The sequence below is a fragment of the Chitinophaga sp. 22308 genome (assembly GCF_052045305.1).
GTDB classification, from domain to species: Bacteria; Bacteroidota; Bacteroidia; order Chitinophagales; family Chitinophagaceae; genus Chitinophaga; species Chitinophaga varians_A.
This window is the reverse complement of record NZ_JBQEOP010000002.1, coordinates 888786-911403: the sequence shown is the minus strand read 5'-3', so window position 1 is coordinate 911403 and position 22618 is coordinate 888786. Positions and strand designations below refer to the sequence as shown.

Sequence of the window (22618 nt, the reverse complement as noted above, 5' to 3'; positions counted from 1 at the left end):
AAAAAAAGAAAAGAGATGAAAACACGTAACCGTTCCATATATGCCGCCCTGCTGCTGGGAAGCCTTTCCCTCGGCAGCTGCACCAAGAACTTCAACGAGCTGAACACACCGCCCACCTCTGTCACCAATATAGATGCGGCCATCCTGCTCTCCAAAGTACAGAAAGACGCCGCCTTTGCAGAAGGTACCGAAACAGCCAATATACAAGTCGGCTCCTGGGTACAGTATTGGGCCGGTGGCCTGGTAGCACCCACCTCCCGGTATATACAACAACCTGATAACAATATGTGGGCGAACCATTACACGCTGCTGCGCAATCTCGGCCAGATACGCAACCAGGCGCTTAAAGGCAAGGAAGACGACCCCACCGGCCGTACCAAACTGGCCATCGCCCGCATCGTGGAGATCTATGTATGGCAACGGCTGACCGACCTCTTTGGCGACGTGCCTTTTTCGCACACCACAGAAGACGCCGGCAATGTGAACAACAAACCGGTTTATGATAGCCAGGAAGCTATCTATAAACAACTGATCACCGATCTGGACGCAGCCATAGCCAAACTGAACAGCAGCGACGCCTCCTATGGCAACGCCGACTTCTACTACAAAGGCAATGTCGATAACTGGAAAAAATTCGGCAACTCACTCAAACTGCGTTTAGGCATGCGCCTCAAATACGCATCGCCGCAACTGGCTGAAAAGACTGTTCGGGAAGCTATGGGCGGACCGTTGTTCACCGACAATAAAGATAACGCTACCGTACCTACGTTCAACGATGCACAGACCACCAACGCCCATCCCATCCTGGCACAGTTTATCAGCGGCAGCCCCGATCTGCGTTACCTCGCCAGCGCTTTCGTTAATACGCTGAACAATAAAAAAGATCCGCGGCTGCCTTTCATCGCAGCGCCTACGGTGAATTCAAAAAACAGCGGCACACCGGTATACCGTGGTATTGGCGTAGCACTCACAGATGCATTGCTGGCAGGTATCATCAAAGACGATTACTCTACAGCATCTACCACTACCTATTTTAACAGAACACTGGCTACGCCCATTCCCTGTTATGTGTTCACCTACGCGGACGTCTGTTTCTTTAAAGCAGAAGCCGCACTGATGGGCTGGGGCGCAGCACCTGCCGATGCAGAAAAATTCTACCAGGACGGTATTAAGGCAGCCATGGCCATGCAGCCGTATAATATCACTGCTATACCGCAGGCGTATATCGATGCTGAATTCTCTTTCGCCGGTCTCACCCCCGAACAACAGCTGGAGAAAATCATGACCCAGAAATGGATACAGCTGTTCGGCCGCGATTACGAAGCATATGCCGAATGGCGCCGCACCGGCTACCCTGTGCTTACGCCCGGCCCCAATCAGGGCTCTACCAATGGTACTATTCCGCGCAGGGCAGTATATTCTTCGCTGGAAACATTGCTGAACACAGACAACTATCAACAGGCAGTGAAAGGACTGTCTAAAGGCGATACCTATCTCTCTAAAGTATGGTGGGATAAAAAGTAACCCAGGGCTTCAGCCCCGGGAATCCCGGGAGCCTTGGGCTACAAAGCGAAACCGCCGTGCTTTCAACAGCACGGCGGTTTCGCTTTTATGATATTCTGCGTGTTACCACACGTCCGCATCCGGATTAAACGGCACCACTCCCGTTATTTCCAGCGGCAGTGTTTTTCCGTTTCGCAGCAGGTATACATACCGATCATTTCTTTTGCATAACAAAGGGTAAGTGAGTACCGCTGATTCCGCGTACGGATTATCGGCCGGCGGCAACATCACCTCTTTGAACTGCTCTGCTGTCACGGCTTTACCGGCAGCATCCAGTATGGTAAAACGCGCCTCTTTGTATACCAGGAAACCGGTGTTGTTTCTACCAACGAACACTCTGTCATAAAGGGCCGGTACCAAAACTTTACCATCACGATCAGCCATTCCTTTGCTATAGGTACGGGTGTAGTTGTCTTCAGATTTATATAAGGGCAAATAGGTACTGTCTTCGTAATCGTAAATATAACCGTGTACGTTATAATCATATTCGAGGGGCACCAGTAGCTTACCAGTTGTATCGGCGTAGCCATATTTCCAGGCATAGCCATTTTGTTTTGCCAGGAGTATAACGCCCTGTTGCAATATCGACACGCCATCGTAAATGGCCGGCACCACTTCCTGTCCAATTGCATTGATGACGCCCATTTTACCGTTTTTTGTGACAGACGCCACGCCAAAGCCAAACTCACCGATAGCGCATGATAGCGTAGTATCATCCTGGTATTTCCTCACCATTGGGAAAGGTGCTGAAACCGGTTTACCAGTGCGCACATCCCAGAGCCAGGAACTACGGCCGTCCGACACGATGAGCGTATTGGCCACGCGGGCCTGGGCAATATCCTTATATGGCAGGGCAGTGATTTTGCCTGTGGCCAGCGAGAATACCGCCGTTTCCCTGTCTTTCATCAGCAGGTACTGGTCCTTATTCAGCGGACCGACAGAAGTATATACAGGCGGCACCAGTTCTTTACCCGCTAAACTATACAGGCCATACACCAGGTCGCCGGATTCGTTTTCCGCGGTAACGCTCAACAGCGTACTGTCTGGTGCTATGGGATTGATGTATTTGAATTTGGCCGGAATGATTTCCTGTTGATTACCGATATCGAAAACACCGGTGCCATTGCCGGTTTTGACAGCCAGAAGCCGGTCTGTCAGCCGCTCACAGGCATCGTACTTTACCGGCAGCAGCAGCGTACCATCTGCATTGTACAGTCCCGGTTTTTCCTGGTAAACGACCTGTATCAGTCCTTTGTCCCTGCCGGAGGTGATCCGGTCCACCTCATGAAATGCCGGGGCGATCACCTTTCCGTTTGCCGGGTTAAAAAAGCCATACAACGCTTTTTGTTTCAGGGCGAAAAGGGTGGCGCCACCGGAGACCTTCAGCGGTTCGATATCGTTATAATCTTCTGGCAGCATGGGTTTGCCGGTGCTGTCAAACACATTGTACATGCCGTTGCGCGCTGCAATAATGTAGTCATCCGTGCAGGACACTTCTTCGTCCAGCACGGGCTCAATGATGATACGTCCGTCAGTATTGACGATGCCGGTTTTATCCCCTTTGCGGACCGTGAGATAAGGCCCGGTGGCATAGTCTCCGTACGGATCAGCAATATCGTCATATACAAAATCGAGCACCTGTTGCCCGTTACGATTGATCAGTCCAAAGCGGCCGCCTTTCTTCAGTTTCAGCATACCGTTGCCGATCACTTCCATCTGGCTGTATAACGGCGCCCCATATACTTTTTTTTGGGGGATGTTCACCACCACGTCTTTACCGTTCTGTTTGAAGCTGCATACCCACTCATCGCTGCGCATCATGGAATGACTGTGCTCAAAAGCAAATGGCACCAGCACTTCATTGGCTGCGCTGATGATTCCCCACTTGCCGTTTTTCTTTGCATAGAGATAATCACTTTTGCTCCCGCAGCCGCCACAGTAGTCAATTTCGTCGTATACCGCCGGAATTGTCAGCTGCCGCTGCTTCACATCGTATATGCCCCATTTTCCGTTTTGTTTTACATCATAGCGGTCATCGTCCAGTATGCCTGCCTTTTCAAACTGCAGCGGCAGCAGTAGTTTGCCCCAGGTGTCCGCATAGGTCATCTTTCCCTGTTTATATAGGGCGAGGTAAACATTGAAAGCCACTTCCAGCTTGTCGTATTCGGGTTTCAGCACCCACTGCCCTTTTTCGTTGACCAGCCCTTTCTTGCCGTTGCTGCTTACAATGGCCATGCTGCAATCGTTATTGGCAAAGATGTTTTGCTCAGAAACACTGTCTACCGGGTGATAGACCGCTTCTATCTTATCAAAGACTTTCTGACCGGTCGTATCAATATACCAACTCTTTTCCTTTGTGGCTATACGGGCGAACCCGTTGATGAAAACTGAGCCTTGCTGTGCCACCAGCGTATGTGTGGCCAGCAGCAGGCCAATCAGGCCCGTCCATGCTTTTTTATTGATCATAACCCTTTCTTCTTTTTAGAACGCCAGGGCAAAGGTTTTCCCTGTTCATCCAGATACAAATACCATTCACCCTGTTTTACCAGCACCGGGAACCGGGAGTTCGTGCCCCAGTCCTGGTTCTGTTCCAGGTCATCATACACCGGCGGAATGATGGCAGTGCCGTCTGCCGCTACCATACCTGCTTTGCCGTCTTTGGTCACATCAAAAAACCGCGTGTCTTTGTTATAGCGGACCTCCTCGTACACCGCCGGCAGTAGTTCTTTTCCTTCCCCATTCAACACGCCTTTTTTGCCATTGCGGGTCACAATGTAGAGCGCAGTATCATAAATCCGGTCGATGTCTTCATACGTCAGCGGCAGGAACACCGTACCATCTTTGCGTAACAGTCCTGCTTTATCGCCTTTTTTCATTTTTACCAGTTCATTATCCGCACTTTCCATGTCATCTAACTCCAACGGATATACTTCTTTTTTGTTGATATCGATAATACCTGCGCGTTTTTCCTGGTTGACAGCTACCGCCAGTCCATTGCAGAAATCACCTACGTATGTGTACTGATCAAAGACGACCAATTTTCCGGTGGTGTCCACAAACTGGTTTTCCCGGCTGCCTGCCTTTACCTTCAGCAGACCGTTGTTGAACTGTATGGGCCTTGTTTTGTTGGAGTCCGGCACCAGCAGGCGGTTGTAGGAAGATGCAGCGAACTCCCAGGATTTATTTTGATACAATATCTTTCCTTCTTTATTGATCAGCAGCGTCTCGCCAACATCATTGGTATAACGTCTTTCCACGATGAGGTCAGGGCTTACTGCATCGAAGGCGCCGTATGGGGTCAACGGGCGGATAATTTTGCCTGTCTTGTCAGCGATACAGGCGCTGTCGCCTTGTTCAAGCCGGAGCATCTCCGCGTTCTGCCACCGGATGCTGGTATACTTTGCCGGCACCGCCATCTGGCCTGTAGCGATATTGAACATCCCTGTTTTTTCGCCTTTCATCACGCCAATGAAGTGAGGTTTCTCCGCACCGGCTGCATCATCATCGTAATTGCTGGTGCTATAGCCTACTGCCAGCCCCGCAAACTGCACGGGCATCAGCAGCTTACCGGAAAAATCCGCCAGACCGCACAGAGTATCCTTTACCGGTACTACATATACTTTACCATTAATTGACAGCGGGCCGATATCGCTGTATTCGTAGGGCATCAATTGTTTGCCTGACACGTCATAAAAAGCAGCTGCATCGCCTTTTTTCGCCACCATATAGTAAGGCGGCACATAGCTTAATGGTGACGGCAATGCGCCCAAAACACTGCTACCTTTGCTGTCGTACAGGCGGATTTCCGTATGGACGGCAGGAATCACTTCTTTGCCGGTCGTATCCGTCAGGCCGCAGAGGTTTCCTTTCCATACCTGGAAGAGTGGCCCCATGCGGGACACCTTTGAATACTGTAACGGCACTGTAAGTTTGCCGGTGGCCACTTCCAGCAGGCCAATCTTACCCTGCTGCGTTACTGCCACCAGTTTGTCAGAAGGGCCTTCCGCGATATCGTCATACACGGCAGGCGTCAGCACTTTTCCCTGACGGTCCATCAGGCCGCATTTTCCGCTGGGAGCATAATAGCTGAACAGCTGCCCGCCATTGTTCCAACCGATAAAACGCTCGTACTTTGGCGGCACCAGCACCGTGCCGTCTTCCAGTGCCAGTCCGAATTTGCCTTGTGATTTTACCAGGATGGCATGTTCCGGCACATACGCGGGAGATACCTCTTCGTACTTCGGCTCCTGCAACACTTTGCCGGATTTCATATCGCACCAGCCATATAACCCGTTTTTCTTTATGCTGAATACCTTGGAGGTCAGGACATCAATAGCACTGTATTCCGCCTGGCATAACACATTGCCCAGGCTGTCCACCGCTCCCATCTTACCCTGCTGTTTAACGGTGACCAGGCAGTAATTTTCTTCCGGACTGTCTTTTTTATTTTCACCCAACACGCGCACGGCATCGTAACGGAACGGGGCAACGATATCACCCTTCCGGTTGATGGCGCCATAAGCGCCGTTCTTCACTACCGATGCGATCTGGTAGTAGCTGACCTGTTCCAGTTTGTCCACCACTACTTTACCGCTGCGGTGCAGCAATTGCTGGTGGCCATTGACCAGTATTTTGGCAAATTCCCCCTCAAAGTGGTCAAGGTAACCGGCTGTTTGCGGCGCCTGCGCAAAAGCGGTGCTGGTCAACAAGAGCAGGCTTCCGGTGAACCGGGCGACAAATGTTTTTTGCTTCATATCATCGATGGGTTTCTGATCATTATTTAACAGGGTTACGCAGTACCTGCAGGGTTCCGTCTGCGGTTTTCACGGCCGCATGACTTTCGGCAAAATCCGATATTTTTTTATAGACCGGAGGTATCACCATTTTTCCGGTGGTGTCTACAAAGCCCCATTTATCTTCCACCTGTACCGCCATCAGGCCAGCAAAGAAAGCACGATGGGAGTCATATATACAATGGCCTTCGGCATTGCAGAGCGGTGTTTTGCCGGTGGATTGCCCGGTGGTATTGTATATCTGCAGATAGCCGTCACGGTTACCCTCCGCGTTACCATTCACCTGAGTAAAAAATACACCGCAGGAGACAGGGTAAGGCTGGTCAGCAAAGGTGGGCGCTATCAGGAAATTTCCTTTTTTATCCATCAGCCCCCATTTATCGTCCTGGTAAAAGAGGGCCGCCCCGTCAACAAATTCTTCCAGCCCCTTTACCGCTGTGGTGAAGAGCGGTTTACCGGCACTGTCGATGACCAGGGTGGTATATTCCGGTCGCCCGGCGGGTAATTTATTGTATAACTGCGCCAGCTCACTATTGCCCGGCATACTGTCCTGCTGTATTTCCTTTCCGGTTACCACGGCCACACCATCAGAAAACTCACGGGCCCACGCATAGGCAGGGGGAATCACCCAATGACCGGCAGTATCCACAAAGCCGTACAGTTTTCCTTTTCGTACCAGCAGACGGCCGTTATGAAATGAAAGCGGCCGGGCTTTTATTTCGGTATAGGCACCGCCGTAGGTTTTATCGATGATGGAGTCTATACGGATAAACGCAGGGCCCAGGGCCGTTTTCCCCTGGCGGTCGATATACTCCCATACATCATTTTTTCTGACGGCTGCCCGTCCGCAAGAGAAGTCGTAGGCATCTTCATACTGGCAGGGCACCACCAGACGCCCCTGCCGGTTGACGTACCCATAGCGGATAGTCCCGTTCACTGACTGGCCTACGATGGCCAATCCTTCGCGGAAGGTGCCGGCTTCCCGGAATTGCGGCCTGATGACCATTTTACCGGTGGTATCTATATAACCATAGTTTCCGTCGGGCGTCAGCGCCCAGGCAAGGCCTTCTGTAAACAGGCCGATATCACGGATATCTTTATCGGGAACAAAGGCAATAAGAGGTTGTTGGGCAACAGCTGCTTTGGCAAACAGACAACATGCAATCAATAAAACGATGTTCTTCATCCTGTCAGGGTGTGGTTAAAACAGGCACAAAGATGACAAACTTTAGGGATTTACGGCAATTTTCAGGGGCTACATGACATCTACAAGCAGAGAAAAACATCTATCTACAAAACATATACAACGACGGCTAAACGCTCCCTGATGGCGGATTAATCCGCCATCAGGGGCGCCAGGGCCTTTCCTAAAATTCTTTGCAACAGGCTTTTATCGTCTGTCATAATTTCAGCCGTTCCTGTCAGTACCGGTTGCCGCGGGATCTGTTTACCTGCGGTAGACAACATGCCTTGTGTGAGCTTTACTTCCACCAGGAAGCTGCTATCTGTTTCCGCGACAGCGTCGGCCATCACGGTGCCGGGAAGCAGGCCGTAGGTGTCTGACGGGTAGGCCGTGAGGCGCAGCATTACCTGTTGACCGGCTTTCACCCGCCACGCATCGGCGGCAGGGATATATCCTTTCACCAGGAACGACTGTTGCTGCGGCGTTACCCTGACAGGCATCGGCAGTACGTCGGGATAACGGAAGAACCAGGCCCCGATGAGGGCCAGCACCACCGCTACGGCGATCAGCGTGATACCGCTGCGGACCATCCACGGCGGCATCTTGCCCATAATTTCCTGTACTTCCTCGCTCCTCACCTCGGTGAGGGAGGAATGCAGTGTATGGCCGTTAATACGTTTTATCGGTTTATTTTCCGGCATAACATTTATCCTCCCAGTTCCAGTTGATTTTTTACCAGTTCATAATAATTGCCCTTCCGTGCAGTCAATGTGGCGTGGTTGCCGGTTTCCACGATACGGCCCCGGTCCAGCACAATGATCTGGTCAGCATTTTTCACGGTGCTGAGGCGGTGGGCGATCACCACTACCGTCTTGCCACGGAAGAACTGATCCAGGTTGTCCATGATCACCCGTTCGTTGTTGGCGTCGAGCGCGCTGGTAGCTTCATCGAAGAACAGGTAATGCGGATTTTTGTAGATGGCGCGCGCAATCTGTATTCTTTGTTTCTGGCCCGCGCTGATGCCGTTGCCGGCGTTGCCTATTTTGGTCTGGTAGCCCAGCGGCAGGTCTTCTATAAAATGACGGATGTTCGCCATTTCAGCGGCATGCACCAGTTTTTCGTTGTTAATGGTTTCATCGCTGATGGCGATGTTTTTGGCGATGGTGCCGGAGAAGATGAACCCGTCCTGCATCACATTGCCGCATTGACGGCGCCACCATTTGGGTGATAAGTCCAGCAGGTCATGCTCTCCTACTTTTATCTGTCCGCCGGTAGGCTCATAAAATTGCAGCAGCAGTTTCATGAGCGTTGTTTTGCCGCTGCCGCTGGTGCCTACAATGGCCGTCACTTTTCCTTCCGGCACAACGAGGTTGATATCCTGCAATACAAATGGCGATCTTGCGCCGCCGTATTGAAAAGACACATTTTCCAGCACGATATCACCTTTGCCCTCAGACTGTGATGGCGGCGGTATCACCAGGTCGCGCGTTTCTTCCTCCGGACGGTTGTGTATCTCTCCCAACCTGTCCAGGCTCATTTTAGCGTCCTGGGCGGACTGGATAAAAGTCAACAGCTGGTCCAGCGGGCTGTTCATCTGTCCGATGATGTAGCTCACAGACAGCATCATACCGAGGGTGAGGTTTCCATTCATCACCTCACGGGCACTGATAAACGAAATCAGGATGTTTTTCAGCTGATTGAAGAAAACGGAGCCTATTTGCTGGTACTGTCCCAGCGCAAGGCTTTTGACGTTGATCCGGTACAGGCCGGCCTGTACATGCTCCCATTCCCAGCGCCGGGCTGTTTCACAGTTGTTGAGTTTAATTTCCTGCATACCGGTGATGAGCTCAAAAAGCACGTTCTCATTGTCGCTCATACGCTGGAAGCGCCGGTAGTCCAGCGCTTTACGGCGGCGCAGGAAAAAGAAGATCCAGGTAATGGCCGCTGCGCTGAACAACACGAACACCAGCAGTATTTTCATACTGTACACCGCCAGTACCGCGGTAAACACCAGCAGGTTCACGAAAGAGAACAAGGTTGACAGGGTAGTCCCTGTGAGGAAAGTCTGGATACGGGTATGGTCGCCGATGCGCTGGTGGATATCCCCGATCATCTTACTGTCGAAAAAGCGGATCGGCAGTTTCATCAGTTTGATCAGAAAATCGGAGATGATATTGATATTGATACGGCTGTTCATATGCAGCAGTATCCAGCTTCGGATCATCTCAATGGCCGTGGAGCCGGCAAACAGCACCAGTTGGGATATCAACACCAGGTATACGAAATGTACATTGTGGCGGTTGATGCCATAGTCCACCAGGCTCTGTGTGAGGAAGGGCATAATGAGCGACAGGAGGCTGGCCAGTATCAGGCCCAGGAACAGCTGCACCACGTATTTGCGGTACGGGCGCAGGTAGCTGAACAGGAAGCGGAAGCCGGTGGCTGCGCGTTCCGGCGCCTGTTGCCGGTGGAACTGCTCTCCCGGCTCCAGCATCAGTACTACGCCATGGGTCTGTTTGCCTTGCCAGCAGTGGAGGAAAGTGTCTTTGTCCACCTTGACAAGGCCATGGCCCGGATCTGCCACCAGTATTTTGTCTTTGGGATTGTGCCGGTTGTAGTCCTGCGGCGGCAACACCACGAAGTGTTGTTGGTTCCAGTGCAGGATACAGGGCAGTTCCACATTTTCATCCAGTTGTTCGAAAGTGATCTTCACGGCGTTGGTGCGGAACCCGATTTTTTCTGCGGCTTCACTGATACCGAGCAGGCTTACGCCTTCCCGGGTGATGCTGGCCAGTTCGCGCAGGTAGTCGAGCGGATATTCGCGGCCGTAGTGTTTGGCCACCATCCGCAGGCAGGTAGGCCCGCAGTCCATCGCGTCCAGTTGTCTGTAAGTAGTAAAAGCCATTTATTTCAGTGTTGCTTCCATCGCCAGTTGTGATAAATAATATTTCTCCAGGAAATGATAGATCACCATTTCGTGTTTGCGTTGTTTGGCCACAAATATCCTGTTGAGGAACATATGAATATGGCTGGCCAGGATATCGAAGTAGCGGTTGTCGTTCTGGTAATGCTGCCGTATCTGCTTTGCCAGCGGGGCGGTGACGGCCGACCGTTGACGGAAGAACTCCACTGCTTCTGCTATTTCGTTGGCCTCATCATTTTCGGCGCGCAGGAAAGAAGCGATTTCCTGCTGGTGCTTACGGTATTTGTCGTTGAGTGGCTTGTGCTGTACTTTGGCGCCGCCGAATTCGGACGCAAAACCTTCGCGCAGGCCAGCCAGCAGTTGTTTGCGTTCTGTTGGCGTGAGACCGAAATCTTCCAGCAGCATATCTGTTCCCCGCAGGGCCATGCGCCAGCGGTAGCTCTCTCCTTCTGCGCCTTCCAGCATGTTCACCACGCCCAGTACGGCGAGGCTGTCGGCGCTGAAAAGCTGTTCGCTGATCTCTATCGTTGCGGCGCCGTAGCGTTCTATTTCACGAATATAGGTATCGCATTGGATTTTAGACACCTGCCCGTTGTCCACCATTGGCTGTAATCCGGTCTGGATGCGGTGCAGGATCTCATCATTATTACCGGGACGATGGCGGTTGCGGAAGCGGAGGCGGATATGTGGCAGGGGATCGCCGTAGCGGAGGAAGAAGAAATCTTCAAACAGGCCATCTTCCTGCCATTGCGGCAATTGTTCCGCAAACCAGGTGGCCAGCAGTTCTTCGGCCACACGGAAACCGCAATATACTTTTACGTATAGCCATTCACTGCCGGGGGCAAAACTGCGTTCCGGCAAAGCTGCCGGCGCTGCCGCCGCAGTGGCGGGCCGGGGCTTGTCACCCGCTTTTTCCGCCACGGGCACGCTACGCATGGGTATCAGTACTTCATGGGCGTATTCGCCGTTGTGGATGTCCCGTACGATACCGCTTTCTTCGGCCAGCAGACATTCCTTCAGTTTTACGGACGACATTTTCTTCACATGGTCGATGAGCAGTCCCACAGCGGCAGGCGCGGTGAGGTCCAGCAACAGCTCATTGTCTGCTTCGGCGAGCAATACCTTGTCCGGCATTTTCTGCTGTTCACGGTACTGATCAATGAAACGCAGGTTTGCTGCCGCGTCATCGCCCAGGTGTTCCACCTCTTTGGCGGTGAGCGTCCACATGGCCCTGCTGAGAATGATGTTTTTATACACCACGCGTGGCAGGCGTTTGCGGTTGGCGAACACGCCCCAGTCCCAGTGCAGGAAGGAGATCAGCGACTGATGTTGCAGATCGCACAGGAATTTGTAGATGGGCAGGCTGTTGTAACCGTAGTTATGGGCGGAGCTCAGACGGGGCAATATGCGTTTGTTGAGCCGTTTGCTTCTAAGGACTACTTCATTCTGTCTGACAGACACCATGATATCGGCCACCGGTATGCGGAATTCTTCCGGTGTGCCGGCCACGCCGATATAGGGTATCTCATAAGGGCGCAGGGTGGGCCTTATCAGCACATTGGCCGCGCGGGCTTCGGGGAAGTGCACTACTTCCGCGATGACCAGGTCGGGATAAGCGGCGGCTTCTTCATCGAGGATGGCTTTCACTTTTTCTGTCAGCACTTCGTCGCCGTTGCAGAAGCGGCCGAGCAGGTTGGCGGCAGACGGGCCGCCCATGGAGTTGAGGGCAAAGCGGTAGTCGCCTTTATCGGCCGCTTCGGCGGAAGGTCCCAGCAGGCTGCCGAAGAGGTAGCAGCTGCGGGCCATATTCACCGTTTCGGGATCGCCGAGTTTTTGCAGGTCTTCGTCAGTGATGGCCACTTCCGAGAGGTCCTGTTGTAAAAACTGTTCGTATTTGTCGAGGCCGAGTTGTTGCAGCGGCGACCAGTTCACGGTCTGGTTTTCGCTGGCAGGCGCGCCGGCCACATCTTCCACGAAGGGGGCGTGCACGGTGTTTTCGATAGCGGCGCCGTAGCCGATGCCTGTTTCACCGTCCAGTACCAGGTTGAGCGGCACTTCCTGTGATTCATAGCGTTCCATGAAACGTGTCATGAAAGACGACATTTCCGATTGTCCTTTGGAATAGCCGAGGCAGAGCGCCATCAGGCTATGTACCTGTGACAGGATGTCGTTGACCAGCGTTTCGCTCAACTGGCATTGTTGTGCGGTCTTGAACAGGTCTATTTGCAGCAGGTCTTTGGGGATGCTGACGGGGAAGGCGGTTTCACACTGTTGATGGATGGCGGCCAGGCGGGAGCGTTCAAAGTCCTGCTGCCGGAACAGCTGTTGCAGGGCAAGCAGCGCGTCGCGGAAGGTACTGGCCTCGGGGATGGATAAAAGGCGGTCTGTGAGGGATTGCAGGTTGTCTTCACCTGTAATTCGTGGCTCGGTGTCTGCGATGAGCAATTGTGATTCTATCAGTTCACGGACGAAGCCGGTGGCTTCTTCTTCCGTCACGGAGGGGTCTTGCTCATGTATCACCTGTACGATCTGTGCGATCGTCAGGCCGGCGGCGGCTTCCCGGATGATAGCGGTCATAAACACCGAATCTTCCACTGCGGTGAGCAGGTATTTGCGCCTGTTGTTGTTGATGGTATATTCCGCGTAGCGGTATTTATCACCGGTTTTATAGATGCTGTTATTGGGATAATAGCGTAATGCCATGCTGATGTCCGGCTGCTGGCTGATATGATTACAGATACGGGTATAGTAGTCCATATCGAGGCGCACGTATTGATAGGCGTCTTTCATATCATTGAGCAGCAGTTGGGTATCAGCGCCGATGGTGCCGGTGGTACAACCGGCGAAGAGTCCATAGGGCGTGCTGCGGGAGCAGGCGCGCACCCAGTATTTATACAGCGATTTACGCAGCTTGTCGGTCTTCTTCTTGTTGAAGGACGCCGGATCACTGAGGAATCTCTCCAGCTCTTTGAGCAGGTCGCCGGAGGCGATGCAAAGGGCGTACAGGAACAGCGGGTTCTTGTCCGCCAGCTCCTGGAGGCTGTCTTCCAACACGTCACGATACCTGTTCACCGGGTATAGCGGGCTTCTTAATAGGAAAAATCCTGTATGTGATAAGGCCATAGTCGTTCCTTTTGCAGATGTTTACAATAATTTTCAGGAGAGCAGAAAACACTCGTCCCATGGCAGCGGCTGTGAGTGCAGCTGTGACAGCATAGACAGTCCTACGCCGCTGCTGCCGTCCAGCAGGTCCCATACGTATTCCCACTGTTTGTCTTTTCCCAGCCACATTTTAATCCCGTGTTTACTATGGTCTTCCGGGAAAGTGATTTTTTCGACCGCTTTCTCCTGCCAGTGATTGGCACATTGCAGGAAGGCTTCGTCCTGTGTTTCAAACCAGAATCTGCGGTAGAAAGCGGCGATACCGCCGGAGCCGTGGCACAGGCAGTTGTCCATGATACCGGCGGCTTCGTCGGTATCGCGGCGCATATTGTAACGCATGATATGCAGTGCTTCCTCTTTCCACAGTTGCTCGTTGAACAGTTTACCACAATACCACAGCATCATGGCCACGTTCAGATCGCCGTAGCACCAGGATAGGCGGCTTTGGGTGGACTTGCCATCCAGGATGGCCGGGTACAGGGCATGAAGGGAGTCATCGGTAAAAGTATTTTTATGTTCCATGATGAACGGAATACTTTCTGAGATAAGGCGGTGGCACAGTTCCTGTGCGATACCGGCCTCGTATATTTTTGCTACAATAATCAGCAGGGAGCAGGAGCCGTGGGCGAGGCTGAAGGAGTTACAGAAGATGCCTTCGGGTTTATCGTGCGTATAGAAGAAAGGCAGGCTGCGGCCTTTGTCGGTCATGACGCTGTTGTTCCAGAGGGTTTGTACAAAATATTCAAGGTGTTCGGCCACATCGGGGCGGCTGGCGAACCTGATGAGGAAGTTGCACATACCGGAGCTGCCATGCAGAAAGTCATAGTTTTGGTGTTCGAGGTGGAATTTACTTTGCAGGATAGTGGCTGTCACGAAATCGGAGGCCAGTTCATTGATATCCAGGTCAAGGAATTCGTGGCGGGTAAGGTGTTCCAGCAGCCAGAAAGGGCCGGTATGGCCGTTGCAGAAGGAGTAGTTGTCTCCTTTTTCCGGTGCGTATTCAGCATATATTTCCTCCAGCAGTGCGGTGGCGTTGTCCGCCTGGTCGTCGGCATACTGCTCGTAATAAAACATGAACAACAGGGCGCCCCAGGGTCCTTTGAACAGGCTGGTGTTATAGTCGGCTCCGTATTTACGTTCCCGTAACATGGGAATGAGGTCATGATAGATGTATCTTAACTGAGTGGCGGTATTATTCATTTGGCAGCATAGATTTAATGGTGTACAACAGGGAAAGACGGGCTTTCCCTGTTGGGAAAAGAACGGAGACAGGGGGTGTGCTCATGCAGGAGTTTCTCCCTGGTCATCCGGTGACCGATACCCTTTTACCATCAGGGTATCTGGCAGCAGGGTGAGTTAGGCGACGGACGCGTAGCTCTGCAACTGGAGATAGCACGTGTATCTTCAGTGCAAACGATATCGCGCGTAACGGCGCCTCCCACCAGATGCTGCTGCTGGGATTCGTTCAATGATGCGACAGTTTCTTTGTTCAGTAGCAGTTTTCTGCTGAGATCGATTTTTTTCTTTTTCATATGGGTGAACAGAAAAATAAGCCCTCCCCTGTCTGTAGCCATGGGGCGGATGTTCGGCTATGACAGGATCAGATGGTTGTTCTTACACAACCGGCAGGGCAGGTCACTTCATCAGTTTCCACGCAACATGCGCTCCACCAGGTGATGGGGGCTCCACCAGCGAGTTTTGCCTGTTCTTGTTGGTTCAGTGTTACAACGGTGTCTTTTTTGAGGAGCAGTTTTTTGCTCAGTTGAAGTGTTTTCTTTTTCATGATCGTGTGGGTTTTAGGTGGACACAGGTCTTAGCCGTCCGCGGTTACGGCCGATAGTATGTCCGGGTTTTGGGAAAATTTATGCAGTTGGTTGAGAAGTCCGGACGCAGCCTTCAGGACAGGTTACCTCACGGGTGTTTTCACAGCAGGCGCTCCACCAGGTCAATGGAACACCACCGGCGATTTTGGTTTGCTGTTGCACATTCAAGGTTGCAACGGCGTCTTTTTTCAGTGACAGCTTTTTACTGAGTGCCAGTTTCTTTTTCATAATTGTGATAGTTTATTGATAAGGATTTCAAATAAAAAATCAAGCGCGTCCGCACCCACGGGTGGTGTATACTACGCAGTCATCAGGACAAGTAGCCTCATTGGTGTCCACGCAGCAAACGCTGAACATCGTTCTGGGCATACCACCGGCGATTTTGGCTTGCTGTTGCGGGTTTAACGATGCAACCGCTTCTTTTTTCAGGGACAGCTTTTTGCTGAGCGTCAGTGTTTTCTTTTTCATAAGATCAAGATTACAGGAGGGTTAAAAAATCAGGGTACTCTGCATTCGCCAACGCAGTATGTTTCGGGCTCTGTGAGGCAGCAGACGGTCCAGCAGGTAACACAGGAATACACCTGTGACAGTGCTGTCTGCGGCGCGGCCAACGCCCCCACTACCGCTTTATTCAGCGAAAGTTTTTTACGGAGATCAGCTTTTTTCTTTTTCATACAACGGATATTGAATTTTGGTTACCGTATCAGAAAACAGCAGAAATCAGCAAAGCTCGCAGAAAGAAACAGTGGTGGCCTGGCAACAACGGGTGGTCCGGGTCAACGGCGCTCCGCCAGCTACGCCTGCTTGTTGGGTTACGGTAAGTTCTACTACTGAATCTTTTTTCAGTTGCAGTTTTTTACTGAGTGTGACTTTTTTCTTTTTCATATGCAGTTTGATTTGAGGGAGGTCATACCCCTCTGTGGAGGGGTATTTTCCGGGTTAAAAATTAAGCTTCAGGGCAGATGTAGCATTGGTCCTGCCCAGGCATATACGTGATACAGGTTTGGACTACTGTCTCGATGCAACGGGGCATCACAGTAAAAGGCCCGCCACCTACAACAGCCTGCTGTTGTACGGTCAGCGTGGAAATGGCAGCTTTGTTCAGGGACAATTTCTTGCCGAGGGCAATTTTTCTTTTTCTCATAACAGGGTTTTACGGGTTAAATCGGGTTTACCATCGTTGATGCCGGGTTAACAGCCATCACTACATGCAAACATTCGTTGGACGGGGATGGGACTCGCAGGTCCATTGCGGATCATAGGTGTCGCAATTGGTGGAAAGACGGCCACCTTTTAATCCTACCTGCTGTTTTACGGTCAGGGAGGCTACCGTTGCTTTGGCGAGGGTCAGTTTTTTCGCCAGGTCAATTGTTTTCTTTTTCATATCTGATTAATTTCATAAGGCCCTCCCCTGTCTTTAACCAAGCAGTAACGCCATGGGGCGGATTTTCAGCGTATAGACTTAAGGGTGATGGGAATTGGCAGATTCAGATCCTGATTTATATAAGTTGAACATAGACATATCGGAAAGCGGCTATTTTGAGATTTTGACCTTTTGAAGATAAATAATTTATCAAGAAAAACAAATTTTAACCCGGATTCTTTGGATTTGGGAGGATAAAACTGATCAAGCTGCTTCCGACGCGCCTTCTCCCTTGCCATATAGTTATCATGACAGCCGGCTACTCCCTGATGCCCTTTTTTCCACCCGTATAACTTCTCTGTAAACCATCATGGTTTCAGCGGTTTCGGTTGCCAGTTTATAAAATAAGATGCTAACGAAATACCTATCATTGTAACAGCTTTTCCCTCAAACCTGTTCCAACCCATGAAACGATACCTTGCCATCTTTGTGCTCCTGTTTTCCGTCAGTGCCCACGCGCAAAAGCGCCCGCTCAACGACACGGACTTCACCACCTGGAACCTGGCCCTCAATCCCAAAATCAGCGACAACGGCCGGTACGCATCATTTTATATCTACAATCAGCCACCCGGACAAGCCACACAGGTCATACAGGCCATCGATCATTCCTGGAAAAAAGAGCTGCTGGCATTTCAGCCTGTTGCCTTTACGGCCGACAGCAAACTGGCGGTCACAAAACTGACGGACAACCACCTCCTGTTAGTAACATTGGGCACTTCAAAAGAAGAAAAGATAGCATTGGTAAAAAAATTCTCCCTGTTTCAACAAACAGACACAGGATGGCTGGCCATTCAAAAAACAGATAACCACCTCGAAGTCCGTAACCTGACATCCGGCAAGGCTTACCACTACGATCAGGTTACAGACTATGTTACCAGTGGCAACGGGCACCTCCTTTTTCTTAAATGTAAGACAGACACCAACACCTATACTATCCGGACGGTAGACCTCTCCGATCATAACACCCGGGAAATTTATACGGGAAAAGAACCCGTCAACATTATCACGGATGAAAAAGGAACGCAGTGTGTTTTTATAACGGTCAACAAAGAACAGGCGCCCTCCTGCTGGTATTACCACCGCGATCAGACAGGAAAAGCCATTATGGCAACTCCGCGCATGCAGATCAACGACCGGCTGACGTTCAGCTACTTCGACAGGTTCAGCAGTGACGGTTCTTTTATCTTCTGTACGCTGACCGCCCCCAAACCTGCGCCTGATACGCTTAATTCTGCGAAGCTGCACCTGCGCACCTTCCTCGATACCAAGCTCCATGACAACAATGAACCGCTCCGCTGCCAGGCAATTTGGTATCTCCATAATAATACCATCCTTCAGACACAGGACAAAGACGAATCTACCTTCTACATGGCAGCCTATTATCCTGGCTTCTATAACCCGCGCAACAACTACCAGCTACTCGACAAAACGCTTGCCCACAAAGGAGAATGGAACTGGAATGAAGCAGCCTTGCCGTCCCGGACGCTGGTCAACCTGACCGACGGCTCCAGAAAAATGATCACCACCCCCGGTGACCGCAACAGCGCTTCGTACACCCTCTCGCCGCAAGGCAGGTGGATCATCTATTTCGATGCGGAGCAGCAAAACTATTTCAGCTACAATATTGCCACCAGCGAACGTAAGAACATCACCGCCGACATATCCGCCAACTGGACCACCTACGATAATGACGACATTCCTTTTGCACCTTATCTCAATCTCCCGCTTGGCGGTTTCAATAACGACGAAACAATACTATACCTGTGTGACCAATATGATATTTACCAGATTGACCTCACCGGCAAATCAGCGCCTGTTAACATAACAGGTGGTTATGGAAAAACTAATAACATTGTATTCCGTTTTGCCTTTCCGGCCAACGAACACACCGGCAAATCCATTTTACTGACCGCTTTCAACCGCGCCACCAAAGAAGACGGTTTCTATGAAATCACCAACGGAAAACTTCGCAAACTAAGCATGGAACCGGCTTTGATCACAGGCCCGGAAGAAAGCAAATATTTCATGCGCGCCGCCCCCGTCAAAGCAAAAAATGCAGCCGTATATCTGGTACAGAAAATGGATGCCTCCAGCGCGCCCAATATTTATGTTACGAGAGACTTTGTTCATTTTGATGCGATCAGCGACGTTCACCCTGAACGGCAGGTCAACTGGCTGACGACCGAGCTGGTAAACTTTAAAACCCGCGACGGGAAGGCGGCACAGGGCATCCTGTATAAACCGGAGAACTTCGACCCACAAAAAAAATATCCTGTTATCTTTTACTATTATGAGAAGATCAGTGAGTGCCTGCACCTTTACATACGGCCGGAACCCAGTATGGGGCCAATGAACATTCCCTATTTCGTCAGCAACGGCTTCCTCGTTTTTACGCCCGATGTACATTTTGAAATAGGGTATCCGGGCCGCAGTTCCCTGAATACGGTGATGGGCGCTGCTGACAGACTGGTACAGCTGCCCTATGTGGACTCCACCAGGATGGGCCTTCAGGGGCACAGTTTCGGCGGCTTCCAGACCAACTACATCATCACGCATACCGGCCGTTTCGCGGCCGCCTGTTCAGCCGCCGGCTTTACTAATTTCGTCAGCGCATACGGCTCTATCATCGGCTCCGGATATTCCAGACAGGGCCAGTACGAGTTATATCGCGACCGTATCGGCGCTTCACTGTGGGACAGGCCGGACCTGTACCTGGAGAACTCTCCCGTGTTCAACATCGATAAGATACAAACGCCTTTACTACTCATGCATAATATGGACGATGGTGATGTGCCCGTAGGGCAGGGAATTGAGTTTTTCACCGGTATGAGGCGCATGGGCAAGGTGGTTTATTTCCTGCAATATGAAGGACAGGGCCATAGTATCTTCGACAAGCCTGCGCTGGATTATAACACGCGCATGCTGGAGTTTTTCAGCTATTACCTGAAGGGCGCACCGCTTCCGGCATGGATGACCAACAAACAGGCCAACGTTCTGAAAGTCACGGGGACGAAGGCCCCGCTTCACCTGCTAACAAAATAATAAACACAAAAGCGCGAAGCTGTATGGCTTCGCGCTTTTGTAATTTTTTTAATCCGCGTGCGTTATTTCCAGGCATGACGCAGGAACCGTAACCAGTTCCCGTGCATGATGTTCTCAATATCTGCGGCTTTATAGCCTCTTCCGGACAACATATCCGGTAACTTCTGCAGGTCTGCGATCGTTTCCAGATCATAAGGGCATTGCTCTTTTCCGAAAGCGCCGTCCAGGTCTGTACCGATACCTACATGCAGGGAGTTGCCGGCTATCTGGCAGATATGGTCCATGTGATCGATAAGTTTTTCGAGATTGCAGTGCATGCCTTCAGGGGTGGACTGTGCCCGTACCCATCCCGGGACCATCATCCAGGCATCGAGTGCGCCTCCTATGACAGCGCCTTTCTGCACCAGTGTTTTGATCATATCGTCGCTGAACTGGCGATTGTGGTCCACCAGGGCGCGACAGTTGTTATGACTGGCCCATACCGCGCCGTTAAAGATGTCCATGGCGTCCCAGAAAGCATCGTCGCACAGGTGGGTGGCGTCGAGTATCATGTTCAGCTTTTCCATCTCCCGGACCAGCTGGCGTCCCTGTTCATTCAGATGGCCGGTAGCGTCGGTACCGTTGGCATAACGTCCGGGCCCGTAGTGGGCAGGTCCTACGGCACGGAGGCCGTTTTGGTAAGCCCTGTGCAGGTGGTCCAATGTCACCAGTGAATCGGCTCCTTCGAGGCTCAGGATATATCCAATGGGTTTGTTGTCATTGGGCGTGCCATCGTTCCACAGGGCGATATGCTGTTCCAATGCAGGCAGGTCTTTGATCATTACCATTTCACCGGCATCTTCCATGGCCTTGTACCATGCCAGCTGTCCCTGTGTCTGTGCCCATGCCTGCTCAGGCGAATGCCAGCCCGGCAAAGGATTGTCAGGCGCCACATAACGTCCTATCTGTGTGGCCACTACGAGGCCGATGTTTCCTTTACGAAGCTCGGGAAAAGCCACTACGCCTTTAGCCCTGTCCGGTTTATCCTGTAGACCTGCCTCCCGGCTGCGGATGGCCATTACCGGCTGCCGCAGGTCCCTGTTCCATTCCAGGGCGTTCATACTGAGGTCGAGGTGTGCATCAATCGTAAACATAATAAAAGTAGTTATCGTACTATCCTTCCCGAAGGGCCGTTGGCCATCAGGTCGGTCACTTCCCGTTCATTCACCAGTGCCCAGTCGCCGTGGATGCTCTGTTTGAGCGTGCCACAGGCTACAGCGAAATCGATGATACGCTGTGGCGGGTACTGTTTCATGACGCCAAACAAAACACCTGCTGTAAAAGCATCGCCGGCGCCTATCTGGTCGGTGACCTGCGGAACAGTAAATCCTTCTGAAAAATAATACTGGTCGCCCTGTGCGAGCGCCCCGAAATACACCAGCTGATTGCCCTGTATTTTCCGGAAACTCATGGCCAGTGTTTTCAGCTTCGGCATGTGCCGGCGCAACTGATCGTAACACTGTTCAAATCTTTTCTCCGGCGGGAGCTGTTTATCTGTTTCAATATTGTAATATACGTTCACTGCGTCCAGATCGGCCACGGTCATATCGCTGTGTTGCAATAAGGCAGGCATCACGGCAGAAGGGTGCTGTCCGTATTTCCAGAGCGTGGCACGGTAGTTAAAATCTGACGAGATGGTAAGACCTGCTGCACCAGCTGCTTCCAGCGCTTCCGCGCAAACGGCCGCGCTGCTGGCGGACAATGCGGCAGCCACGCCGGACCAGTGAAACACATCGATGTCTGCCAGTACAGATGACCAGGCGATATCCCCCAGCTGCAAAGTGGCGAAAGAGGAACCGGCACGGTCATAGATCACACGCCCGGGGCGTATGCCGTTACCGGATTCGGTAAAATACAACCCCAGCCTGTCGCCGCCACAGACAACCCTTCCGGTGCCTACGCCATGGCCACGCAGCTGTTGCAGTCCTGTTAAGACCAGGTCGTTGTCCGGCACCCGGGTGATATACTCCGTGGATATGCCCAGGCGGGACAACAGTACGCATACGTTAGCCTCCGCACCGGCGTAAAAAGGAATATATCCGTCTGACTGACCGAAACGTTTACCGCTGTTGCTGTGAAGCCTCAGCAGAAATTCACCGAAGGCCGCCAACCTGACTGCTGTTGTTCCATCCCGCTTTTGCATGATCCAAATTTTAAGGGAAAGATAATATTTTCCCCGGCATCTGCTGCAGCCATCTTAATACAATTCAAACAAGGCTTCTATCTCTACCGGGATATTGTCGGGCAGGGAACCGAAGCCTACGGCGCTGCGTACGCCGATACCGTTTTCTTCTCCCCAGATGGCGGCAAACAGTTCGCTGCAACCATTGATGATATAAGGATGCCGTTCAAACTCCGGCGTACAGTTGACCATGCCCAACACTTTGATCACCCTTTTCACTTTCTCCAAACCTACATGTGTGTTGATGGTAGACAACATCGTCAGGCCCACCTGCCGGGCGGCCAGTTTACCCTGTTCCATGTCCATCTCACTGCCTATCCGGCCAATGATCAGCGACTTGTCTTGCTGCACCGGTCCGTGGCCAGACAGATAAAGATACTTCCCGTCAATCAGGAAAGGTTTGTACACGCCCAGTGGCGTTGGCGCCGGTGGTAATTCCAGGCCTAATGCTTTTAATTTTTCTGCTGCTTTGTTTTCCATATATT

General features: G+C 51.7%; 20 protein-coding genes. 2 read left to right on the top strand and 18 right to left on the bottom strand.

Features of this window, described 5'->3' with window-relative positions; all coding sequences use genetic code 11:
- The first annotated feature begins 15 nt into the window (after positions 1-15).
- A complete protein-coding gene (locus tag ACTJJS_RS10580) occupies positions 16-1524 on the top strand; it encodes a SusD/RagB family nutrient-binding outer membrane lipoprotein (protein WP_440663649.1) in 1509 nt (502 codons plus the stop codon).
- Positions 1525-1626: 102 nt separating this feature from the next.
- Here ACTJJS_RS10580 and ACTJJS_RS10575 read toward each other — a convergent pair whose 3' ends face one another.
- The 15 genes from ACTJJS_RS10575 to ACTJJS_RS10505 form a co-directional block, all read right to left on the bottom strand.
- Positions 1627-4029 (bottom strand): WG repeat-containing protein, encoded by a 2403-nt coding sequence (locus ACTJJS_RS10575; protein WP_440663648.1) that lies wholly within the window; start codon positions 4027-4029, stop codon positions 1627-1629.
- Positions 4026-6317 (bottom strand): WG repeat-containing protein, encoded by a 2292-nt coding sequence (locus tag ACTJJS_RS10570; protein ID WP_440663647.1) that lies wholly within the window; start codon positions 6315-6317, stop codon positions 4026-4028. Before ACTJJS_RS10570 ends, ACTJJS_RS10575 begins: the two co-directional genes overlap by 4 nt.
- Positions 6318-6339: 22 nt before the next feature.
- Positions 6340-7542, bottom strand: a complete 1203-nt coding sequence (locus ACTJJS_RS10565) for a WG repeat-containing protein (RefSeq protein ID WP_440663646.1) — start codon at positions 7540-7542, stop codon at positions 6340-6342.
- A gap of 149 nt (positions 7543-7691) precedes the next feature.
- On the bottom strand, positions 7692-8240 hold the full coding sequence (locus ACTJJS_RS10560) for a hypothetical protein (protein WP_168872900.1): 549 nt from the start codon (positions 8238-8240) through the stop codon (positions 7692-7694).
- A 5-nt stretch (positions 8241-8245) separates the two neighbouring features.
- Complete coding sequence (locus tag ACTJJS_RS10555) at positions 8246-10444, bottom strand: peptidase domain-containing ABC transporter (protein WP_343744257.1); 2199 nt, start codon at positions 10442-10444, stop codon at positions 8246-8248.
- A complete protein-coding gene (locus tag ACTJJS_RS10550) occupies positions 10445-13585 on the bottom strand; it encodes a lantibiotic dehydratase (protein ID WP_440663645.1) in 3141 nt (1046 codons plus the stop codon).
- Between the two features lie 33 nt (positions 13586-13618).
- Positions 13619-14824 carry a lanthionine synthetase LanC family protein gene (locus ACTJJS_RS10545; RefSeq protein WP_440663644.1) on the bottom strand — a complete coding sequence of 402 codons (1206 nt, stop codon included), beginning with the start codon at positions 14822-14824 and terminating at the stop codon, positions 13619-13621.
- 131 nt (positions 14825-14955) lie between these two features.
- Positions 14956-15156, bottom strand: coding sequence for a class I lanthipeptide (locus tag ACTJJS_RS10540; protein ID WP_168872896.1), 201 nt, complete (start codon positions 15154-15156; stop codon positions 14956-14958).
- A gap of 68 nt (positions 15157-15224) precedes the next feature.
- On the bottom strand, positions 15225-15407 hold the full coding sequence (locus ACTJJS_RS10535; RefSeq protein WP_440663643.1) for a class I lanthipeptide: 183 nt from the start codon (positions 15405-15407) through the stop codon (positions 15225-15227).
- Positions 15408-15486: 79 nt separating this feature from the next.
- Positions 15487-15675, bottom strand: a complete 189-nt coding sequence (locus ACTJJS_RS10530) for a class I lanthipeptide (protein ID WP_168872894.1) — start codon at positions 15673-15675, stop codon at positions 15487-15489.
- Between the two features lie 39 nt (positions 15676-15714).
- On the bottom strand, positions 15715-15915 hold the full coding sequence (locus ACTJJS_RS10525; RefSeq protein WP_168872893.1) for a class I lanthipeptide: 201 nt from the start codon (positions 15913-15915) through the stop codon (positions 15715-15717).
- A 29-nt stretch (positions 15916-15944) separates the two neighbouring features.
- Positions 15945-16121 carry a class I lanthipeptide gene (locus ACTJJS_RS10520; RefSeq protein ID WP_168872892.1) on the bottom strand — a complete coding sequence of 59 codons (177 nt, stop codon included), beginning with the start codon at positions 16119-16121 and terminating at the stop codon, positions 15945-15947.
- Between the two features lie 46 nt (positions 16122-16167).
- Positions 16168-16332, bottom strand: a complete 165-nt coding sequence (locus ACTJJS_RS10515) for a class I lanthipeptide (protein WP_168872891.1) — start codon at positions 16330-16332, stop codon at positions 16168-16170.
- Between the two features lie 61 nt (positions 16333-16393).
- Complete coding sequence (locus ACTJJS_RS10510) at positions 16394-16591, bottom strand: class I lanthipeptide (protein ID WP_168872890.1); 198 nt, start codon at positions 16589-16591, stop codon at positions 16394-16396.
- A 60-nt stretch (positions 16592-16651) separates the two neighbouring features.
- A complete protein-coding gene (locus tag ACTJJS_RS10505) occupies positions 16652-16831 on the bottom strand; it encodes a class I lanthipeptide (protein ID WP_168872889.1) in 180 nt (59 codons plus the stop codon).
- Between the two features lie 444 nt (positions 16832-17275).
- Between ACTJJS_RS10505 and ACTJJS_RS10500 the strand changes: the two genes are divergently transcribed.
- Positions 17276-19912 (top strand): prolyl oligopeptidase family serine peptidase, encoded by a 2637-nt coding sequence (locus ACTJJS_RS10500; RefSeq protein ID WP_440663642.1) that lies wholly within the window; start codon positions 17276-17278, stop codon positions 19910-19912.
- Between the two features lie 62 nt (positions 19913-19974).
- Here the strand turns inward: ACTJJS_RS10500 and ACTJJS_RS10495 are convergent, their stop codons facing one another.
- The 3 genes from ACTJJS_RS10495 to ACTJJS_RS10485 are packed head-to-tail and all read right to left on the bottom strand — an operon-like array spanning position 19975 to position 22613.
- Positions 19975-21045 (bottom strand): dipeptidase, encoded by a 1071-nt coding sequence (locus ACTJJS_RS10495; RefSeq protein ID WP_168872887.1) that lies wholly within the window; start codon positions 21043-21045, stop codon positions 19975-19977.
- 11 nt (positions 21046-21056) lie between these two features.
- Positions 21057-22094: a PfkB family carbohydrate kinase gene (locus ACTJJS_RS10490; RefSeq protein ID WP_440663641.1), complete on the bottom strand. Its 1038-nt coding sequence runs from the start codon at positions 22092-22094 to the stop codon at positions 21057-21059.
- Positions 22095-22148: 54 nt separating this feature from the next.
- Positions 22149-22613, bottom strand: a complete 465-nt coding sequence (locus ACTJJS_RS10485; protein WP_168872885.1) for a RidA family protein — start codon at positions 22611-22613, stop codon at positions 22149-22151.
- Positions 22614-22618 lie beyond the last annotated feature (5 nt).